This is a genomic window from Paraburkholderia xenovorans LB400 (assembly GCF_000013645.1).
Lineage (GTDB): Bacteria > Pseudomonadota > Gammaproteobacteria > Burkholderiales > Burkholderiaceae > Paraburkholderia > Paraburkholderia xenovorans.
This window is the reverse complement of sequence record NC_007951.1, coordinates 971,451-985,595: the sequence shown is the minus strand read 5'-3', so window position 1 is coordinate 985,595 and position 14,145 is coordinate 971,451. Positions and strand designations below refer to the sequence as shown.

10 protein-coding genes are annotated in these 14,145 nt (G+C 60.2%); 7 read left to right on the top strand and 3 right to left on the bottom strand.

What is annotated here, in order from left to right; translation table 11 throughout:
- Positions 1-17: 17 nt before the first annotated feature.
- From mmsB to BXE_RS04240, 3 genes are all read right to left on the bottom strand, one after another.
- Positions 18-911 carry a 3-hydroxyisobutyrate dehydrogenase gene (gene mmsB / locus BXE_RS04250; protein WP_011487183.1) on the bottom strand — a complete coding sequence of 298 codons (894 nt, stop codon included), beginning with the start codon at positions 909-911 and terminating at the stop codon, positions 18-20.
- A gap of 36 nt (positions 912-947) precedes the next feature.
- Positions 948-2,474 carry a CoA-acylating methylmalonate-semialdehyde dehydrogenase gene (locus BXE_RS04245; RefSeq protein ID WP_038458261.1) on the bottom strand — a complete coding sequence of 509 codons (1,527 nt, stop codon included), beginning with the start codon at positions 2,472-2,474 and terminating at the stop codon, positions 948-950.
- Between the two features lie 80 nt (positions 2,475-2,554).
- The gene (locus BXE_RS04240) at positions 2,555-3,817 is read right to left on the bottom strand and encodes an MFS transporter (protein WP_233518844.1); all 1,263 of its coding nucleotides are present in this window, start codon (positions 3,815-3,817) and stop codon (positions 2,555-2,557) included.
- Positions 3,818-4,009: 192 nt separating this feature from the next.
- Here BXE_RS04240 and BXE_RS04235 point away from each other — a divergent pair, with 192 nt between their 5' ends.
- The 7 genes from BXE_RS04235 (at position 4,010) to BXE_RS04205 (ending at position 13,852) form a co-directional block, all read left to right on the top strand.
- Positions 4,010-4,963 carry a LysR family transcriptional regulator gene (locus tag BXE_RS04235; protein ID WP_011487180.1) on the top strand — a complete coding sequence of 318 codons (954 nt, stop codon included), beginning with the start codon at positions 4,010-4,012 and terminating at the stop codon, positions 4,961-4,963.
- A 1,049-nt stretch (positions 4,964-6,012) separates the two neighbouring features.
- Positions 6,013-7,557: a DHA2 family efflux MFS transporter permease subunit gene (locus tag BXE_RS04230; protein WP_011487179.1), complete on the top strand. Its 1,545-nt coding sequence runs from the start codon at positions 6,013-6,015 to the stop codon at positions 7,555-7,557.
- 114 nt (positions 7,558-7,671) lie between these two features.
- The gene (locus tag BXE_RS04225; RefSeq protein WP_038458263.1) at positions 7,672-8,145 is read left to right on the top strand and encodes a MarR family winged helix-turn-helix transcriptional regulator; all 474 of its coding nucleotides are present in this window, start codon (positions 7,672-7,674) and stop codon (positions 8,143-8,145) included.
- 85 nt (positions 8,146-8,230) lie between these two features.
- Positions 8,231-9,739 carry an efflux transporter outer membrane subunit gene (locus tag BXE_RS04220; RefSeq protein WP_011487177.1) on the top strand — a complete coding sequence of 503 codons (1,509 nt, stop codon included), beginning with the start codon at positions 8,231-8,233 and terminating at the stop codon, positions 9,737-9,739.
- 76 nt (positions 9,740-9,815) lie between these two features.
- Positions 9,816-11,078: an EmrA/EmrK family multidrug efflux transporter periplasmic adaptor subunit gene (locus tag BXE_RS04215; RefSeq protein ID WP_011487176.1), complete on the top strand. Its 1,263-nt coding sequence runs from the start codon at positions 9,816-9,818 to the stop codon at positions 11,076-11,078.
- 31 nt (positions 11,079-11,109) lie between these two features.
- Positions 11,110-12,705: a DHA2 family efflux MFS transporter permease subunit gene (locus BXE_RS04210; RefSeq protein ID WP_011487175.1), complete on the top strand. Its 1,596-nt coding sequence runs from the start codon at positions 11,110-11,112 to the stop codon at positions 12,703-12,705.
- 208 nt (positions 12,706-12,913) lie between these two features.
- Positions 12,914-13,852 carry a LysR family transcriptional regulator gene (locus BXE_RS04205; RefSeq protein WP_011487174.1) on the top strand — a complete coding sequence of 313 codons (939 nt, stop codon included), beginning with the start codon at positions 12,914-12,916 and terminating at the stop codon, positions 13,850-13,852.
- Positions 13,853-14,145: the final 293 nt, after the last annotated feature.

The following is a 14,145-nucleotide window of genomic DNA, read 5'->3' as shown; positions in this document are numbered from 1 at the left end:
CTGATTCTGTACGCGCTTTACGCGATCTCACCCTGCTGGTACAGCCGGATTACCGCGGAGAAGTCCAGTTTGCCGTCCCCGCGGCTACTCATTGCCTGATAGAGCTGCTGCGCGAGTGCTCCCATGAACACCGGCTGCTTCGCACTTTTTGCTGCCTCGGTCGCCAGACCAAGATCCTTCAGCATCAGATCGGTACCGAACCCCCCTGTATAGCCACGCGACGATGGCGCTGTGTCGATCACACCGGGAAACGGGTTATACGTGTCCGAACTCCACGAGCGCCCGGTCGACGTATTCATGATTCCCCCCAGCACCTTCGCATCGATACCGAGGGCGTCGCCCAGTGCCATCGCTTCTGCGACCCCCGCCATCGTGATACCGAGCACCAGGTTATTGCAGATCTTGGCGACCTGTCCCGTTCCGGTATCGCCGCAGTGGACAATGTTCCTGCCCATGGTGGAAAGCACCGGTTTCACCCGCGCGTATGCCTCCTCGCTACCTCCGACCATGAAGGTCAGCGTTCCCGCCGACGCGCCACCGGTACCACCCGACACTGGCGCATCCACGAGCACACATTTGTGCTCCGTTGCCAGCGCTGCAAATTCCCTGACACTGGCGGGATCAATCGTGCTGGAGTCCACGATCGTGACTCCATCACCGATGCCCGAGAATACGCCTTCGCTTCCGGTCAGCACGCCCCGTACATGCGCCGCTGCTGGCAGCATGGTGATCACGAGCTCCACGTCGCTCGCCAACGCTCTGGGGGAAGCTGCCCCTTTTGCACCCGCGTCGACAAGCAGTTGTACCGCCCGGCCATTCAGGTCAAAGACCTTGAGCTCATGTCCAGCCTTCAGCAGATTGAGCGCCATGGGAGCACCCATGTTGCCCAGGCCGATAAATCCGATTTTCATATCCTCTCCTCACCTGCGCATTACCTGGCTGGCGGGTCAGCGCAGGCTGATCGTCGTGTTCACACCATCGTTGACGGTCGCATCGTCGAACCAGCGCGCGGTCACCGTCTTGGTCTGCGTGTAGAACTGCACGACCTGCTTGCCGTATGGCCCCAGATCGCCGAGCTTCGAACCACGCGAACCCGTGAAGCTGAAATACGGCACCGGCACCGGGATCGGAATGTTGATACCGACCTGACCGATATCGATCTCGCTCTGGAACTTGCGCGCGGCCGCGCCACTTTGCGTGAAGAGACCCACGCCGTTACCGAACGGGTTCGCATTGACAATCGCGATCGCTTCGTCGAGCGTGGCTGCGGCCAACACCACGAGGACCGGGCCAAAGATTTCCTGCGTATAGATATCCATATCGGTCGTGACGTCAGTGAAGATCGTCGGGCCAACAAAATTGCCGTCCTCGTAACCAGGCACTTTCACGTCGCGGCCATCGAGCGCCAGTGTCGCACCCTGCTTCACCCCGGATTCGATGAGCCCAAGAACACGTGTCTTCGCCGCACGCGAAACGACCGGCCCCACATCGGTCCTGGGCTCATGGCCGGCATTGACCTTAAGCGTCTTTGCCTTCTCGACCAGTTCAGGCACCCAGTCTTTCGACGCGCCCACCAGCACGACGACGGACGTCGCCATGCAGCGCTGGCCCGCGGCGCCGAAGCCGGCACCGACAAGGGCATTGATCGTCTGCTCACGGTTAGCATCGGGCAGGACGACCGCATGGTTCTTTGCACCCATCATCGACTGCACGCGCTTACCATGTTCGCTGCCGAGGCGATAGACGTGCGTGCCAACGGTCGTCGAACCAACAAACGAAATGGCCCTCACGAGCGGATGCGAGCAGATGGCGTCGACCACTTCCTTGCCGCCGTGCACGACGTTGAGCACGCCCTTCGGAATGCCCGCTTCGAGTGCGAGCTCGACGAGTTGCATCGTCGAAAGCGGATCCTGCTCCGAAGGCTTGAGCACGAAGGTATTCCCGCATACGATTGCCATCGGAAACATCCACAGCGGAATCATCGCGGGGAAGTTGAATGGCGTGATGCCCGCGCACACACCGATCGGCTGCTGCAGGGTGTACGTGTCGACGCCGCCCGCAACGTTTTCCGCAAATCCGCCTTGCTGCAACGTACCGATCGAGCACGCGTGCTCGACCACTTCCAGCCCGCGGAAAATGTCGCCCTCGGCATCGGGAAGCGTCTTGCCCTGCTCAGCCGTAAGGGTCTTCGCAATGCGTGGCATGTGCTCGCGGATCAGCGCCTGGAACTTGAGCATGATCCGCAGGCGGGCGCCGATCGCCGTGTTCTTCCATGTCGCGAACGCGGCGTGCGCGCTCCTGACAGCCGCATCGACCTCGGCGACCGTCGTGAACGGCACACGCGCAAGCACCTCCTGCGTGGCCGGATTGACGACATCGCGCCATTCGGTCGTCGCCGAGTCGACAAACTCGCCGTCGATCAGCAGCTTGACGGTTGAGACGTGGGCATTCGATGCCTGGGTGACTGCGTTCATCATGAATTCTCTCTCAAAGGTTCGAGCGATCCGGACCTCGCCGCACATCGCTCATTCAGACAGGATTACAGGTTTAATTTTCAATCGTGCCGCGAACGCATCATGAGCGTGCACAGGAAAGCAATTACGGCCAGCACGACCATATAGATCACCACGTAACGCGGTCTGCCGCCGCCATATGCGAGCAGTGCGGTCGCGATCATCGGCGCGACGCCGCCGCCCAGCACGCCGGCCACCTGCACGGACACCGAGATGCCCGAATAACGGATTTCAGCGGGGAATTGCGCGGCAAACAGCTGCGACTCGGGTGCATAGAGAATCGGGAAGACAACACCCACGCCGAGCACCATCGCCCACCAGACCATCCCTGGATGCAGCGTTTCCAGCATCGAGAAGAACGGTGCGGCAAACAGGCCCATAATCACGAGGCCTGCGAGGAACAGGCCTTTCTGGCCGATACGGTCGCTCAGCCAGCCCGAGAACGGCATCGTCGCGAGCGAGAGCACCGCCCCCGCCGTAATCGCGTGCAGGATCTGCGTCTTGGGAATCTTGAGCTGGTTCGCGGCATAGGCCAATGCGAATGCCACTACCAGGTAAAACCAGGTATTTTCAGCGGTACGCGCGCCGATGATGATTAGCAGTTCGCGCGGCTGACGGCGCAATACTTCGAGCACGGGTGCCTTCACAGGCTGGCCCTGACTCTTCACCCGCTCGAAGTCAGGTGACTCCGGCACACGCACACGGATCACCCACCCAACCAATACGAGCAGGATGCTCGCGAGAAACGGCACACGCCAGCCCCACGACAGCAAATCCGATTCGGGCAACGCGGTGACAGTAGCCATCGCGATCGACGAAAGAATAAGCCCGAAGCCCACGCCCGTTTGAGGCAGCGATCCGAAAAATCCCTTGCGGCCCGGTGGCGCATGCTCAACGGCCATCAGGACCGCCCCACCCCATTCGCCGCCCACGGCCACACCCTGCAGGAAACGCATCGCCACGAGCAACACCGCTGCCCAGTAGCCGATGCTCTGATACGAGGGAATCAGACCGATCACCATGCTCGGAATGCCCATCAGCAGCAATGTGGCGAGCAACATCGACTTGCGCCCGATCCGGTCGCCGAAGTGGCCGAACACCATCCCTCCCATTGGCCGGCCGATGAAGCCCACTCCATAGGTCGCGAAGGCCGCGAGCGTGCCGAGAATCGGATCGAGCGTGGGAAAGAAAACCTTGTTGAAGATGAGCGCGGCAGCTGTGCCGTACAGAAAGAAGTCGTACCACTCGACCGTCGTGCCGGCCATACTGGCCCAGCCCGCCAGAATATAGTCGCGGGTTCGCATCCTGGACGCAGATGCACCCGATACGCCGCTGGTCGTAGACCGGACATCCATACTGTGTCTCCATTTCATTTTTGTTGGCGCGACCGAAGTCCAACACCCGTAGCACCTCACACCGCGTTCTGGTCCAGCGGCCTGCAGCCGAGTATAGTTATTTGAATTTCCACAGCCAATAGACGAAAAAACCCATCCAAGATGCAAAAATACACAAGTCAAAAACTAGACAGATTGAACTGGGATGACCTGCGTTATTTTCTGGAGGTGGCGAGAACCCAGCGCGCGAGTGCGGCCGGAAAACGGCTTGGCGTTGATCACACTACAGTAGCGAGGCGCGTGAGAGAACTTGAGGCCGCGCTCGGCGTGATCCTGTTCGATAAATCACGGGCTGACGGTTTCACGCTCACCTCCGACGGACACCGGTTGCTGCGGCATGCCGACGCGGTGGAAACGGCGGTTCAGTCGGCCAGCGAGCAGTTCCGCGGCGCGACGCAGGGGCTGTCAGGGCATGTGAGAATTGGTTCAACTGAAGGATTCGGATGCTTTTTCCTGTCTCCGCAGATTGCCCGCTTTACTGCGGCGCATCGCGACGTCTCCATCGACATTCTCCCGGTGCCACACTTCGTCAGCCTCTCCAAGCGTGAAGCCGATATGGCCATCACGCTCGAACGTCCCGAGCGGGGCAAATATGTTTTTACGCGACTTTGTGATTACCGGCTCAGGCTATACGGCACACGCGATTATTTCCTGCGCCACGAACCCGTGCGTTGCATCGCCGATCTACGCCACCATGCATTCATCGATTACGTCGCGGATCTTGCCTTCAGCCACGAACTGCTGTATCTGAACCGGACGATACCAGACGTCTCGTCCAGCCTGTGTAGCACAAGCGTGATCGCCCAATATTTCGCCGCTTTGCAGGGCAACGCGCTGGCAATTCTGCCGTGCTTCATGGCTGCTCCCAATCCAATGCTCGTGTCGATCTTGCCCGACGAAGTGGTGGTCACCCGGCAATTCTGGCTCAGCAGTCGGGAGGACCTTCGCAAACTGCGAAGAATCACTGTACTGTGGGATTATCTGCGCGCGGCAACGGATGCGAACCGTCCGCTGCTCCTCGGTGATTCAGCCGAATTGAAGTACGTCCAGCCCTGAGGCCATCTCCTTTCCTGATTCTTGGTCCAGCGGCGGGCAAAGACTGTAGGGACTGCCGTATCGCACCTCTTTGCGACGCCGGATTTCCGTTCTCTGCGCTGGTCTGGTCGGGATTCTCCCGCATGCAAGACGAATTTCGCACCTCGTACTCACCAACGCCCATTCGCTAAAATCCGGCTAAGTGACACCCACGATTGAGGTTCGAAAAGCAACGACGCCTGCGCGCTCTAAGGATCTTCGCTGCCGGTTATAGATGGTCGCCCTGGGTCACACATCTGAGCTACGGACGAACCTCGATGAGCGCATCGCCATTCGCGCGCAGAGCAAATCCCGATCGAATCGGATCACCGAAAACCCTCCCAGGGTAATTCCGAAAAAGCGGCTCGACTATCGGGACGGCAACGGGCAATTCATCCAATCAATTAGCTATCCTTTATAAAATAACTGAACCGGGCCATCCCGGCACGCAGGTGCAACTCCCCTTGGCCGCCCTGTCAGAACCGGTGAAGCATTCCCGCGCGGAGAACTACCTCCCTGCTATCCGAGAACGGTGCGAACAACGATGCCTGAGCGACGGCGCCACCAGTGGAGTCTTCGCCGCGCATCCACTGCCACATTGCGGCAAGGTAAAGGTCTGTTCTCCTGGACAACAGATAGTCAGCGCCGCCCATTATCGACTGGTAGCTAGCAGTCCGTCTGCCAGAGACTTTCGCAGAAGCCACTAAACGCTGCTTTTGTAGCGAATACAGATACGCCAAAAGGAACCGGTGTGCGACCTGTCGCAGACAATGACCGAGACATTCTAAATCGATTCTCCGCTATTAAATAGCTTGCTAACAAATGTATTCAATCCTACAATGACTCGTCGTTCCCGGCTCACCTTGAGCTCAGTGAGCTTCTTCGCAATCCTGCTACGCGAGCCCCCGGCTCAGCTTGCATGGGTCTTGCGGAAAAGTGTGCAAATCGGTCGTACGCGTATGAATTAGCAGCGGCGACGGGCAGCGCGCTGACAGTGTGCCAATACCTGCACAGAATACGTGCCGCCACTCATGCCTGTTTCGAACGCCTCTTACACAGTCATCCCTGCCCGAACGCGTGCATTGATCACCATCTCGGTCATGCTCGCCACCATCATGCAGGTGCTGGACAGCACGATTGCCAACGTGGCGCTTCCCCATATGGAAGGCAGTCTGTCGGCCACCCAGGATCAGATCACCTGGGTCCTGACGTCGTATATCGTGGCTGCAGCAATCGGCACACCACTCACCGGCTGGCTGGCAGCGCGCTTTGGACGCAAGCGTCTTTTTCTGTGGTCGGTCGTCGGCTTCACCCTTGCATCCGTCGCTTGCGGAATGTCGACGTCACTGGCGGAAATGGTCGCAGCGCGACTGCTTCAGGGCATGTTCGGCGCATCGCTGGTACCGCTCTCGCAGGCAGTCATGCTGGACATCAATCCGCCTGAAAAGCATGGACCGGCGATGGCCCTCTGGGGCGCTGGCGTCACCGTTGGACCGATCCTCGGCCCCACGCTCGGCGGCTGGTTGACGGATAACTACAACTGGCGGTGGGTGTTCTATGTGAACGTGCCGGTCGGTATCGTTGCTCTTCTCGGCATCCTGCTTTTCATGATGGAGACGAAAGTAAACTCACGCAAACTCGACCTGTTCGGATTTGCTACCTTGAGCATTGCCATCGGTGCCCTGCAACTTTTCCTGGACCGCGGTGAAGTACAGGACTGGTTCGATTCGATCGAAATCTGGATCGAGTTGCTAACTGCACTGATCGCGTTCGCCTTCTTTCTTGTGCATACGTTAACGGTTGAAACCACGTCGTTCTTCAATCGCGAACTGGCGCGCAATCGCAACTTTGTGATCGGTTGCGGATTCTATTTTGTGATGGGCGCGGTGCTATACGCGACGCGCGCCTTGCTGCCGCCGCTTCTGCAAAATCTCATGCGGTACTCCGTGGTCCAAACGGGACTTGCTACCGCGCCCAGTGGCGCCGGCACAATGATCGCCATGATGATGGCTGGCCGGCTTGTCGGTCCGCTCAAGCCACGTAACCTGATCGCCATCGGCTTTTCGATCGCCGCCTTCTCGCTGTGGCAGATGTCGCACTACAACCTGTACATGGCGGAGACCACGATTATCTGGTCGGGTTTCCTCCAGGGCCTTGGGCTCGGCTTCATTTCGGTTCCGCTCACAACCGCGACCTTCTCCACTCTTGCCGCTCAACTGCGCGGCGACGGCACATCCATCTATAGTCTGAGCCGCAATATTGGCAGCAGTATCGGTATTTCCTTTGTACAGACTGAACTCACGCGTAACACGCAGGTAGCGCATTCATCGCTGGTCGAACACATCAACGTCTATAACCCGCTCGCGCAGCCAGATACCTTGCCATCCACGTGGGACATCCATTCGTCCGCTGGACTGGCCTCACTGAATGTCGAAGTCACCCGGCAGGCATCGATGATTGCATATGTGGATGACTTCAGACTCCTGTTCCTGCTGGCGCTTGCCGTTATGCCATTCCTGTTGCTGTTAGAGACGCCTCGAGCACGGCGTCAAATCCCCGCCGTGCCAGAACATTGACCTCCGCGTGGGCGGCGGCTGAGACAGCACCGCATGAACTACATCGGTACTGGCAGTTTGCACTTTATATTGATAGTTGGCTAACGAATGTTTAAAGGAAAAACCATGCAGCACATGTCAAAGCTCGACATGTTGCGCCTCTCGGTCAGTAGCACGCTCGTCGGAGCGTCACGAAGATGGCGCCGCACCAGCCATGAGGTACTGGCCGCATTCAACGTCTCCGAGGCATGCGCTACTCCGCTGCTGATAGCCGGACGACTTGGCAAAGACATTCGCCAGGGAGTGCTGGCTGAACACGTCGGTATCGAAGGGCCATCGCTTGTGCGTTTGCTCGATCAGCTGTGCGAGGCAGGGCTGATGCAGCGCCACGAAGATCCGGACGATCGCCGCGCCAAAACCGTCACGCTGACTGATGAGGGGCGAGCCATTACTGCCCAGATGGAGGAGGAACTGGTGAACCTGCGAGCACGGGTTCTGAAAGGGGTAACCCGGACCGAACTTGAAACCACGCTACGCGTATTGAAGATATTCCAGAGCGCGGAGCTCTTGCCGGAATCGACCGAAAGTCAAAACCATCAAGCGCCGTAGGCACCGGCTTCCGCGTCTGTTGAGTCAAGAATCGCTTTTCCCTTTTCAGGGTCACCGTATTCACCTTTCCGTCAAGAAACCTGCAATGAACTCTCAATCCCTGTCCGCGTTCGCGCTCTCGAGCCGGGCCGCCGTCGCCGCCGCGATGACGGCGCTCACCCTCACGGGGTGCGCGAACTACTTCGGCATGAAGAGCGACAAGCAGATCTCGTCGCCGATGCAGTATGAGTCCTCGCAGAGTTTGCCCGGCGAAGACGGCCAATGGCCGTCGCTCGACTGGGCCAACCAGTTCGGCGACCAGCAACTGCCCAGGCTGATCGCCGAAGCGCTTGACGGCAGCCCGTCGATTGCGCAGGCGCAGGCGCGGCTCGCGAAGGCGTCCTCGTATATCGAGACCTCGCGCGCGGCGCTGTTCCCGAAGGTCAACGGCAGCTATTCGTGGACTCGCGAACTGTACTCCGCCAATGCGATCTATCCGCCTCCGTTTGGGGGCACCTGGTTTAGCGAGAACAACGTGCTCGCAAGCGCGTCGTGGGATCTCGACCTGTGGGGCAAGAACCGCCAGCGCCTCGGCCAGGCCGTATCGCAGGAAAGGGCCGCTCAGGCCGACATGCAGCAGGCGCGCGTGACGCTTGCCGCGTCCGTGGCCAGCACCTACAACCAGCTCGCGCAGTTGTACGCGTTCCGTGAAATCGCCAGGCGCGAAATCGCCAACCGCCAGGACATCGGCCGCATCACCGACGGCCGCGTGACCGCCGGCCTCGACACCAACGTCGAGCGGCAAACTGCGGCCGGCAACATCGCGACCAGCCAGTCGAACCTGACCGACCTCGACGGCCAGATCACCGTCGTGCGCTACCAGTTGGGTGCGCTGCTCGGCAAGGGTCCGGATCGTGGCCTGCAGATCGCCATGCCGGTGCTGACCACCGGCGACACGGTCGCGCTGCCGAACAATATTCCGGCCGATCTGGTAGCGCGCCGCGCGGATATCGTCGCCGCGCGCTGGCAGGTCGAAGCCGCGATGCACGACGTGAAGGAAGCGAAAGCCGAGTTCTTCCCGGACGTCAATCTCGCGGCCGGCTTCGGTTTCGACGCGTTCGGCTGGGGGCGCTTTCTCACCTCCGCAAGCCGTCAGGTCCAGCTCGGCCCGGCCATTCACCTGCCGATCTTCGACGCCGGCGCGCTGCGCTCGCAATTGAAGGGCCGCTATGCCGACTTCGACCTGGACGTGGCGAACTACAACCAGACGCTGATCAACGCGCTGCAGGACGTCGCGACACAAGTGTCGTCGATCCGTTCGATCGACCAGCAATCAGGCGATGCACAACGCGCGCTCGACGCAACGAGCAAGGCGTATCAGCTCGCCGTGGTCCGCTACAAGGCTGGCCTGTCGCCGCAGCTGCAGGTGCTGACCGCCGACCAGAACCTGCTTGCCGCCGAACAGACGGTGACGAGCCTGAAGATGCGCCGCCGCGATATGCAGATCGGACTCATCAAGGCGCTTGGCGGCGGTTTTGACGCGACGCAGACCGGCCTCGTGGTGCCGGCCGATGCCCCGGCCTCGGCCACCGCCGCGACCGCCACGGCGAACTGAAGCCACGCCGCCGCAAACCACATTCGCACGAACATCCGAATAAACGACGACGCTTGAGAGAACCCGGAGCACATCAATGAGCACCACCCAAAAGCCCGCGGCTGCTACACAGCCGACTCAGCCGGCCCCGCAGCCGAGGCAACCGGCCCAACCGCCGGCGAACAACGGCAAACGCAAGCGCACGATGACGCTGCTCGTCATCGTGATCCTGATCGCCGCGCTCGCCTACGGCCTGTACTACTTCCTCGTCGCGCGCTTCCACGAAGACACCGACGACGCGTACGTGAGCGGCAACGTCGTGCAGATCACGCCGCAAGTCACGGGCACCGTGGTCGCCGTGAACGCGGACGACACGCAAGTGGTCAAGGCGGGCGATCCGCTCATCGTACTCGATCCGGCCGACGCACGCGTGGCGCTCGAGCAGGCCGAGGCGAATCTCGCGCAAACGGTACGCCAGGTGCGCGGCCTGTTCGCCGACGACAACCAGTACCAGGCGCAAGTCGCACTGCGTCAGTCCGATCTGTCGCGCGCCCAGGACGACCTGAAGCGCCGTCTGACGGTCGCGCAAACCGGCGCGGTATCGCAGGAAGAAATCTCGCACGCCCGCGACGCGGTGAAGAGCGCGCAAGCCGCCGTCGACGCCGCCCAGCAGCAACTGGAGTCGAACCGCGCGCTGACCGCCAACACCACGATCGCGAACCATCCGAACGTGCAGGCCGCCGCCGCGAAGGTCCGCGACGCGTACCTGAACCACGCGCGCAACGTTCTGCCTGCGCCGGTGACCGGCTACGTCGCAAAACGCTCGGTGCAGGTCGGCCAGCGCGTCTCGCCCGGCACCCCGTTGATGGCCATCGTGCCGCTTCACGACGCGTGGGTCGACGCGAATTTCAAGGAAGTGCAGCTCAAGCACATGCGCATCGGTCAGCCGGTGGAACTGACAGCCGACGTGTACGGCTCGTCGGTGCCGTATCACGGCAAGGTGGTCGGCTTCTCGGCGGGCACGGGTTCGGCGTTCTCGCTGCTGCCCGCGCAAAACGCCACCGGCAACTGGATCAAGGTGGTGCAGCGTCTGCCGGTGCGTATCGCGCTCGATCCGCAGGAACTCGACAAACACCCGCTGCGCATCGGCCTGTCGATGCAAGCCGACGTGAACATCAAGGACGACACCGGCGGCCAGCTCGGCCAGGCGCCGAACACGGCCTACCAGACCAACGTCTTCGATAAATACGGCGACGAAGCCGACGCGGAAATCGCTCGCATCATCGCGGAAAACGCCGGGCTCGAGACCACAACACAGAGAGTCGAACACCAAAAAAATCCCGGCCAGAAGCCACTGTAACCCGTACCAAGACTGCTAAAGAGGCTTCTCCATGGCTCAATCAGCGCCCCCGCCACCGCCACCGGCACCCGCCCCCGAAGCGCCGATCCATCACCCGCCGCTCAAAGGTGGGCAGCTCGTTGTCGCCACCATTGTCGTCGCGCTTGCCACGTTCATGACGGTGCTCGACACGTCGATTGCCAACGTCGCCATTCCGAACCTCTCGGGTAACCTGGGCGTCTCCGTCGACGAAGGCACCTGGGTGATCACGATGTTCGCCGCCGCCAATGCGGTATCCATTCCCCTGACCGGATGGCTCACGCAACGCATCGGCCAGATCAAACTGTTCGTCGGCGCGATCCTGATGTTCGTTCTGGCGTCATGGCTGTGCGGTATCGCACCCACGCTGCCGTTCCTGCTTGCCGCACGGATCCTGCAAGGCGTGGTAGCCGGCCCGCTTATCCCGCTGTCGCAGGCTGTCCTGCTCGGCTCCTACCCGAAAGAAAAATCCGGCACGGCGCTGGCCCTGTGGGCGACGACTGCCACCGTCGGCCCGATCGCGGGCCCGATTCTCGGCGGCTGGATTACCGACAACTACAGCTGGTCGTGGATCTTTTACGTCAACATTCCCGTCGGCCTCGTCGCGGCCAGTGTCATCTGGATGATCTACCGTGACCGCGAAACGCAAACAAGGAAACTGCCGATTGACGTCGTCGGACTCGGCCTGCTGATCGCATGGGTCGCTTCGCTGCAGATCATGCTCGACAAGGGCAAGGATCTCGACTGGTTTTCATCACCGCTCATCGTCGGCCTTGGCATTGCAGCACTGATCAGTTTCGCTTTCTTTCTCGTGTGGGAGCTGACCGAGGAGCACCCCATTGTCGACCTGCGGCTGTTTGGGCAGCGCAACTTCCTTGGGGGCACCATTGCTGTCTCCGTCTCCTACGCGCTCTACTTCGGCAATCTCGTGCTACTGCCGCAGTGGATGCAGGAATATCTCGGCTACCGCGCATTCGATGCCGGACTCGTGACCGCACCAGTCGGTGTCTTTGCGGTCATTCTCTCGCCGATCGTCGGGCGCATGCTGCCCTATACGGACGCACGGAAGATAGCGACCTGTGCGTTCATCGGGTTCGCGGGTGTGTTTTACATGCGCACGAACTACGTCACAGATATCGACACCTGGCATCTCGTGCTACCCACGTTGCTCCAGGGTATTCCGACCGTCCTGTGGTTCGTGCCCCTGACGGCCATCATCCTGTCGGGATTGCCGCCGGAGCGCATTCCGGCGGCAGCCGGCCTGTCCAATTTCGTCCGGATATTCTGCGGCGCGGCGGGGACCTCCATCGCAGGCACCGTCTGGAACAATCGGACCATCCTGCATCACGAGCGCCTGACTGAACAAGCCAGTATCAACAATCCGCTGTTCAACCAGCAGATCGCCTCGTCCCAATCGCTACTGCATCTTGACACGCAATCAGCGCAGGCGCTTTTCGATGCCTCGGTGAACAGTCAGGCGGCGATCATGGGACTGAACGACTTCTTCCACATTTCGGTCTTCATCTTCATCCTCATTATTCCGCTGATCTGGATCACGCGGCCGGTAAAGGGCGGTGGCGGCGCTGATGCGGCCGCTGGCGCGCACTGAACTCGCTCCGGAAACATTCCCCATGCGCAATCTTCCAGATTCAGGCTGCGGGTACCGCGTCAGCAGCGTTCTTGCCGCTGTCCGTATCCCCCTCCCAGGGCGCTTTCGACACAGCGCGAGAAACAGCTACAAATCAGGGCGCCAATCAAACTACTCGCCAGAAACAGAAAAACTCGCTCTTTGACACTTCCTTTACCACGGAGCATTGATGGACACATTGGAGAACATGCGGATGTTCGTTCGAGTCGTGGAAGCAGGCAGCTTCACGAAGGCCGCATCTCTTTTGTCGGTGGCGACACCTCAGGTATCGCGTGCCATAACAGAACTGGAGTCGCGATTGCGTACCCGTCTGCTTAACCGGACGACGCGACACATGTCACTAACCGAAGCGGGCGAACGTTACCTGCAACGTTGCGAACAGATTCTTGAATACGTCGGTCTGGCCGAAGCGGAAGCCGCAGGAGCGGCGGCGCAGCCGTCCGGAAAGCTGCGGATTCACGGCACCACCAGTTTCGGGCAACATTATCTGGCGCCACTCATCGCGCGCTATAACCAGCGATTCCCGGACGTCCTCATTGATCTTGTACTCGCACAACGAGTGCCGGACATGATCGAGGAAGGGTTTGATGTATCGGTGGTCGTGGCTAGAGAATTGGCCGATTCGGCACTCGTCTCACAACGCATCGGTACCACGTGCACTGTTCTCTGTGCTTCGCCCCAGTACCTGTCGAAGCGAGGTATGCCTGTCTCACTAGAAGATCTGAACACGCATACGTGCCTGCAACTCGTTCTCCCGGATGTACCCTCGGGACAATGGATTTTTGATGGTCCGGACGCGCAGGTGTTCCGTCATACACGATCGACACCGCTTACAGTCAACGTCGCCGAAGCGCTGGCCGAAGCGATTCGCGAAGGCATGGGCATCGGCCCGCTGCCATTATCATTGGCATTGCAGGGTTTTCGCGACGGAAGCCTCGTGCGCGTGCTGGATGGACACCGACTGCAATCCAACAACATCTACGCCCTTTACGCGTCCAGACAATATCTCGATGCGAAAATCAGGACCTTCGTCGAATTCCTTCGGGAAAACGTACCGATCCAACTTGCCGAACAGGAACGCGAGCTTTTCCATCGATTGGTCAATTGAAAGTCTCCGCTCCAGATTTCTACCTTATTCGCGGTTGCAAGTAGACCCGATATCCATGCCGATGATTCGCTCCTGCGCAGTGGAATTCATTTGATGCCTCCGACGCAGTCGGTGTGACATCTCTACTCTGACACGACGATATCCCAGCCGCGCGCCTAACTTTCTCCAAGAGTAGGCCCACGTGCGGGGGAGACGTCCATGCCATCTGCACAGGTTCCCGATGGGGCTCACTGGCCGAACGGGCGAAGTTGAAGGAACTGACCGGCACTCCACCTAGAGCCGGCGGTCGCAGG

Excerpts from the sequence above, each read along its gene's own strand:
- mmsB (WP_011487183.1), bottom strand. The coding sequence starts at position 911 with ATGAAAATCGGATTTATCGGCCTGGGCAACATGGGTGCTCCCATGGCG.
- BXE_RS04245 (WP_038458261.1), bottom strand. The coding sequence starts at position 2,474 with ATGAACGCAGTCACCCAGGCATCGAATGCCCACGTCTCAACCGTCAAG.
- BXE_RS04240 (WP_233518844.1), bottom strand. The coding sequence starts at position 3,817 with ATGCGAACCCGCGACTATATTCTGGCGGGCTGGGCCAGTATGGCCGGC.
- BXE_RS04235 (WP_011487180.1), top strand. The coding sequence starts at position 4,010 with ATGCAAAAATACACAAGTCAAAAACTAGACAGATTGAACTGGGATGAC.
- BXE_RS04230 (WP_011487179.1), top strand. The coding sequence starts at position 6,013 with ATGCCTGTTTCGAACGCCTCTTACACAGTCATCCCTGCCCGAACGCGT.
- BXE_RS04225 (WP_038458263.1), top strand. The coding sequence starts at position 7,672 with ATGTCAAAGCTCGACATGTTGCGCCTCTCGGTCAGTAGCACGCTCGTC.
- BXE_RS04220 (WP_011487177.1), top strand. The coding sequence starts at position 8,231 with ATGAACTCTCAATCCCTGTCCGCGTTCGCGCTCTCGAGCCGGGCCGCC.
- BXE_RS04215 (WP_011487176.1), top strand. The coding sequence starts at position 9,816 with ATGAGCACCACCCAAAAGCCCGCGGCTGCTACACAGCCGACTCAGCCG.
- BXE_RS04210 (WP_011487175.1), top strand. The coding sequence starts at position 11,110 with ATGGCTCAATCAGCGCCCCCGCCACCGCCACCGGCACCCGCCCCCGAA.
- BXE_RS04205 (WP_011487174.1), top strand. The coding sequence starts at position 12,914 with ATGGACACATTGGAGAACATGCGGATGTTCGTTCGAGTCGTGGAAGCA.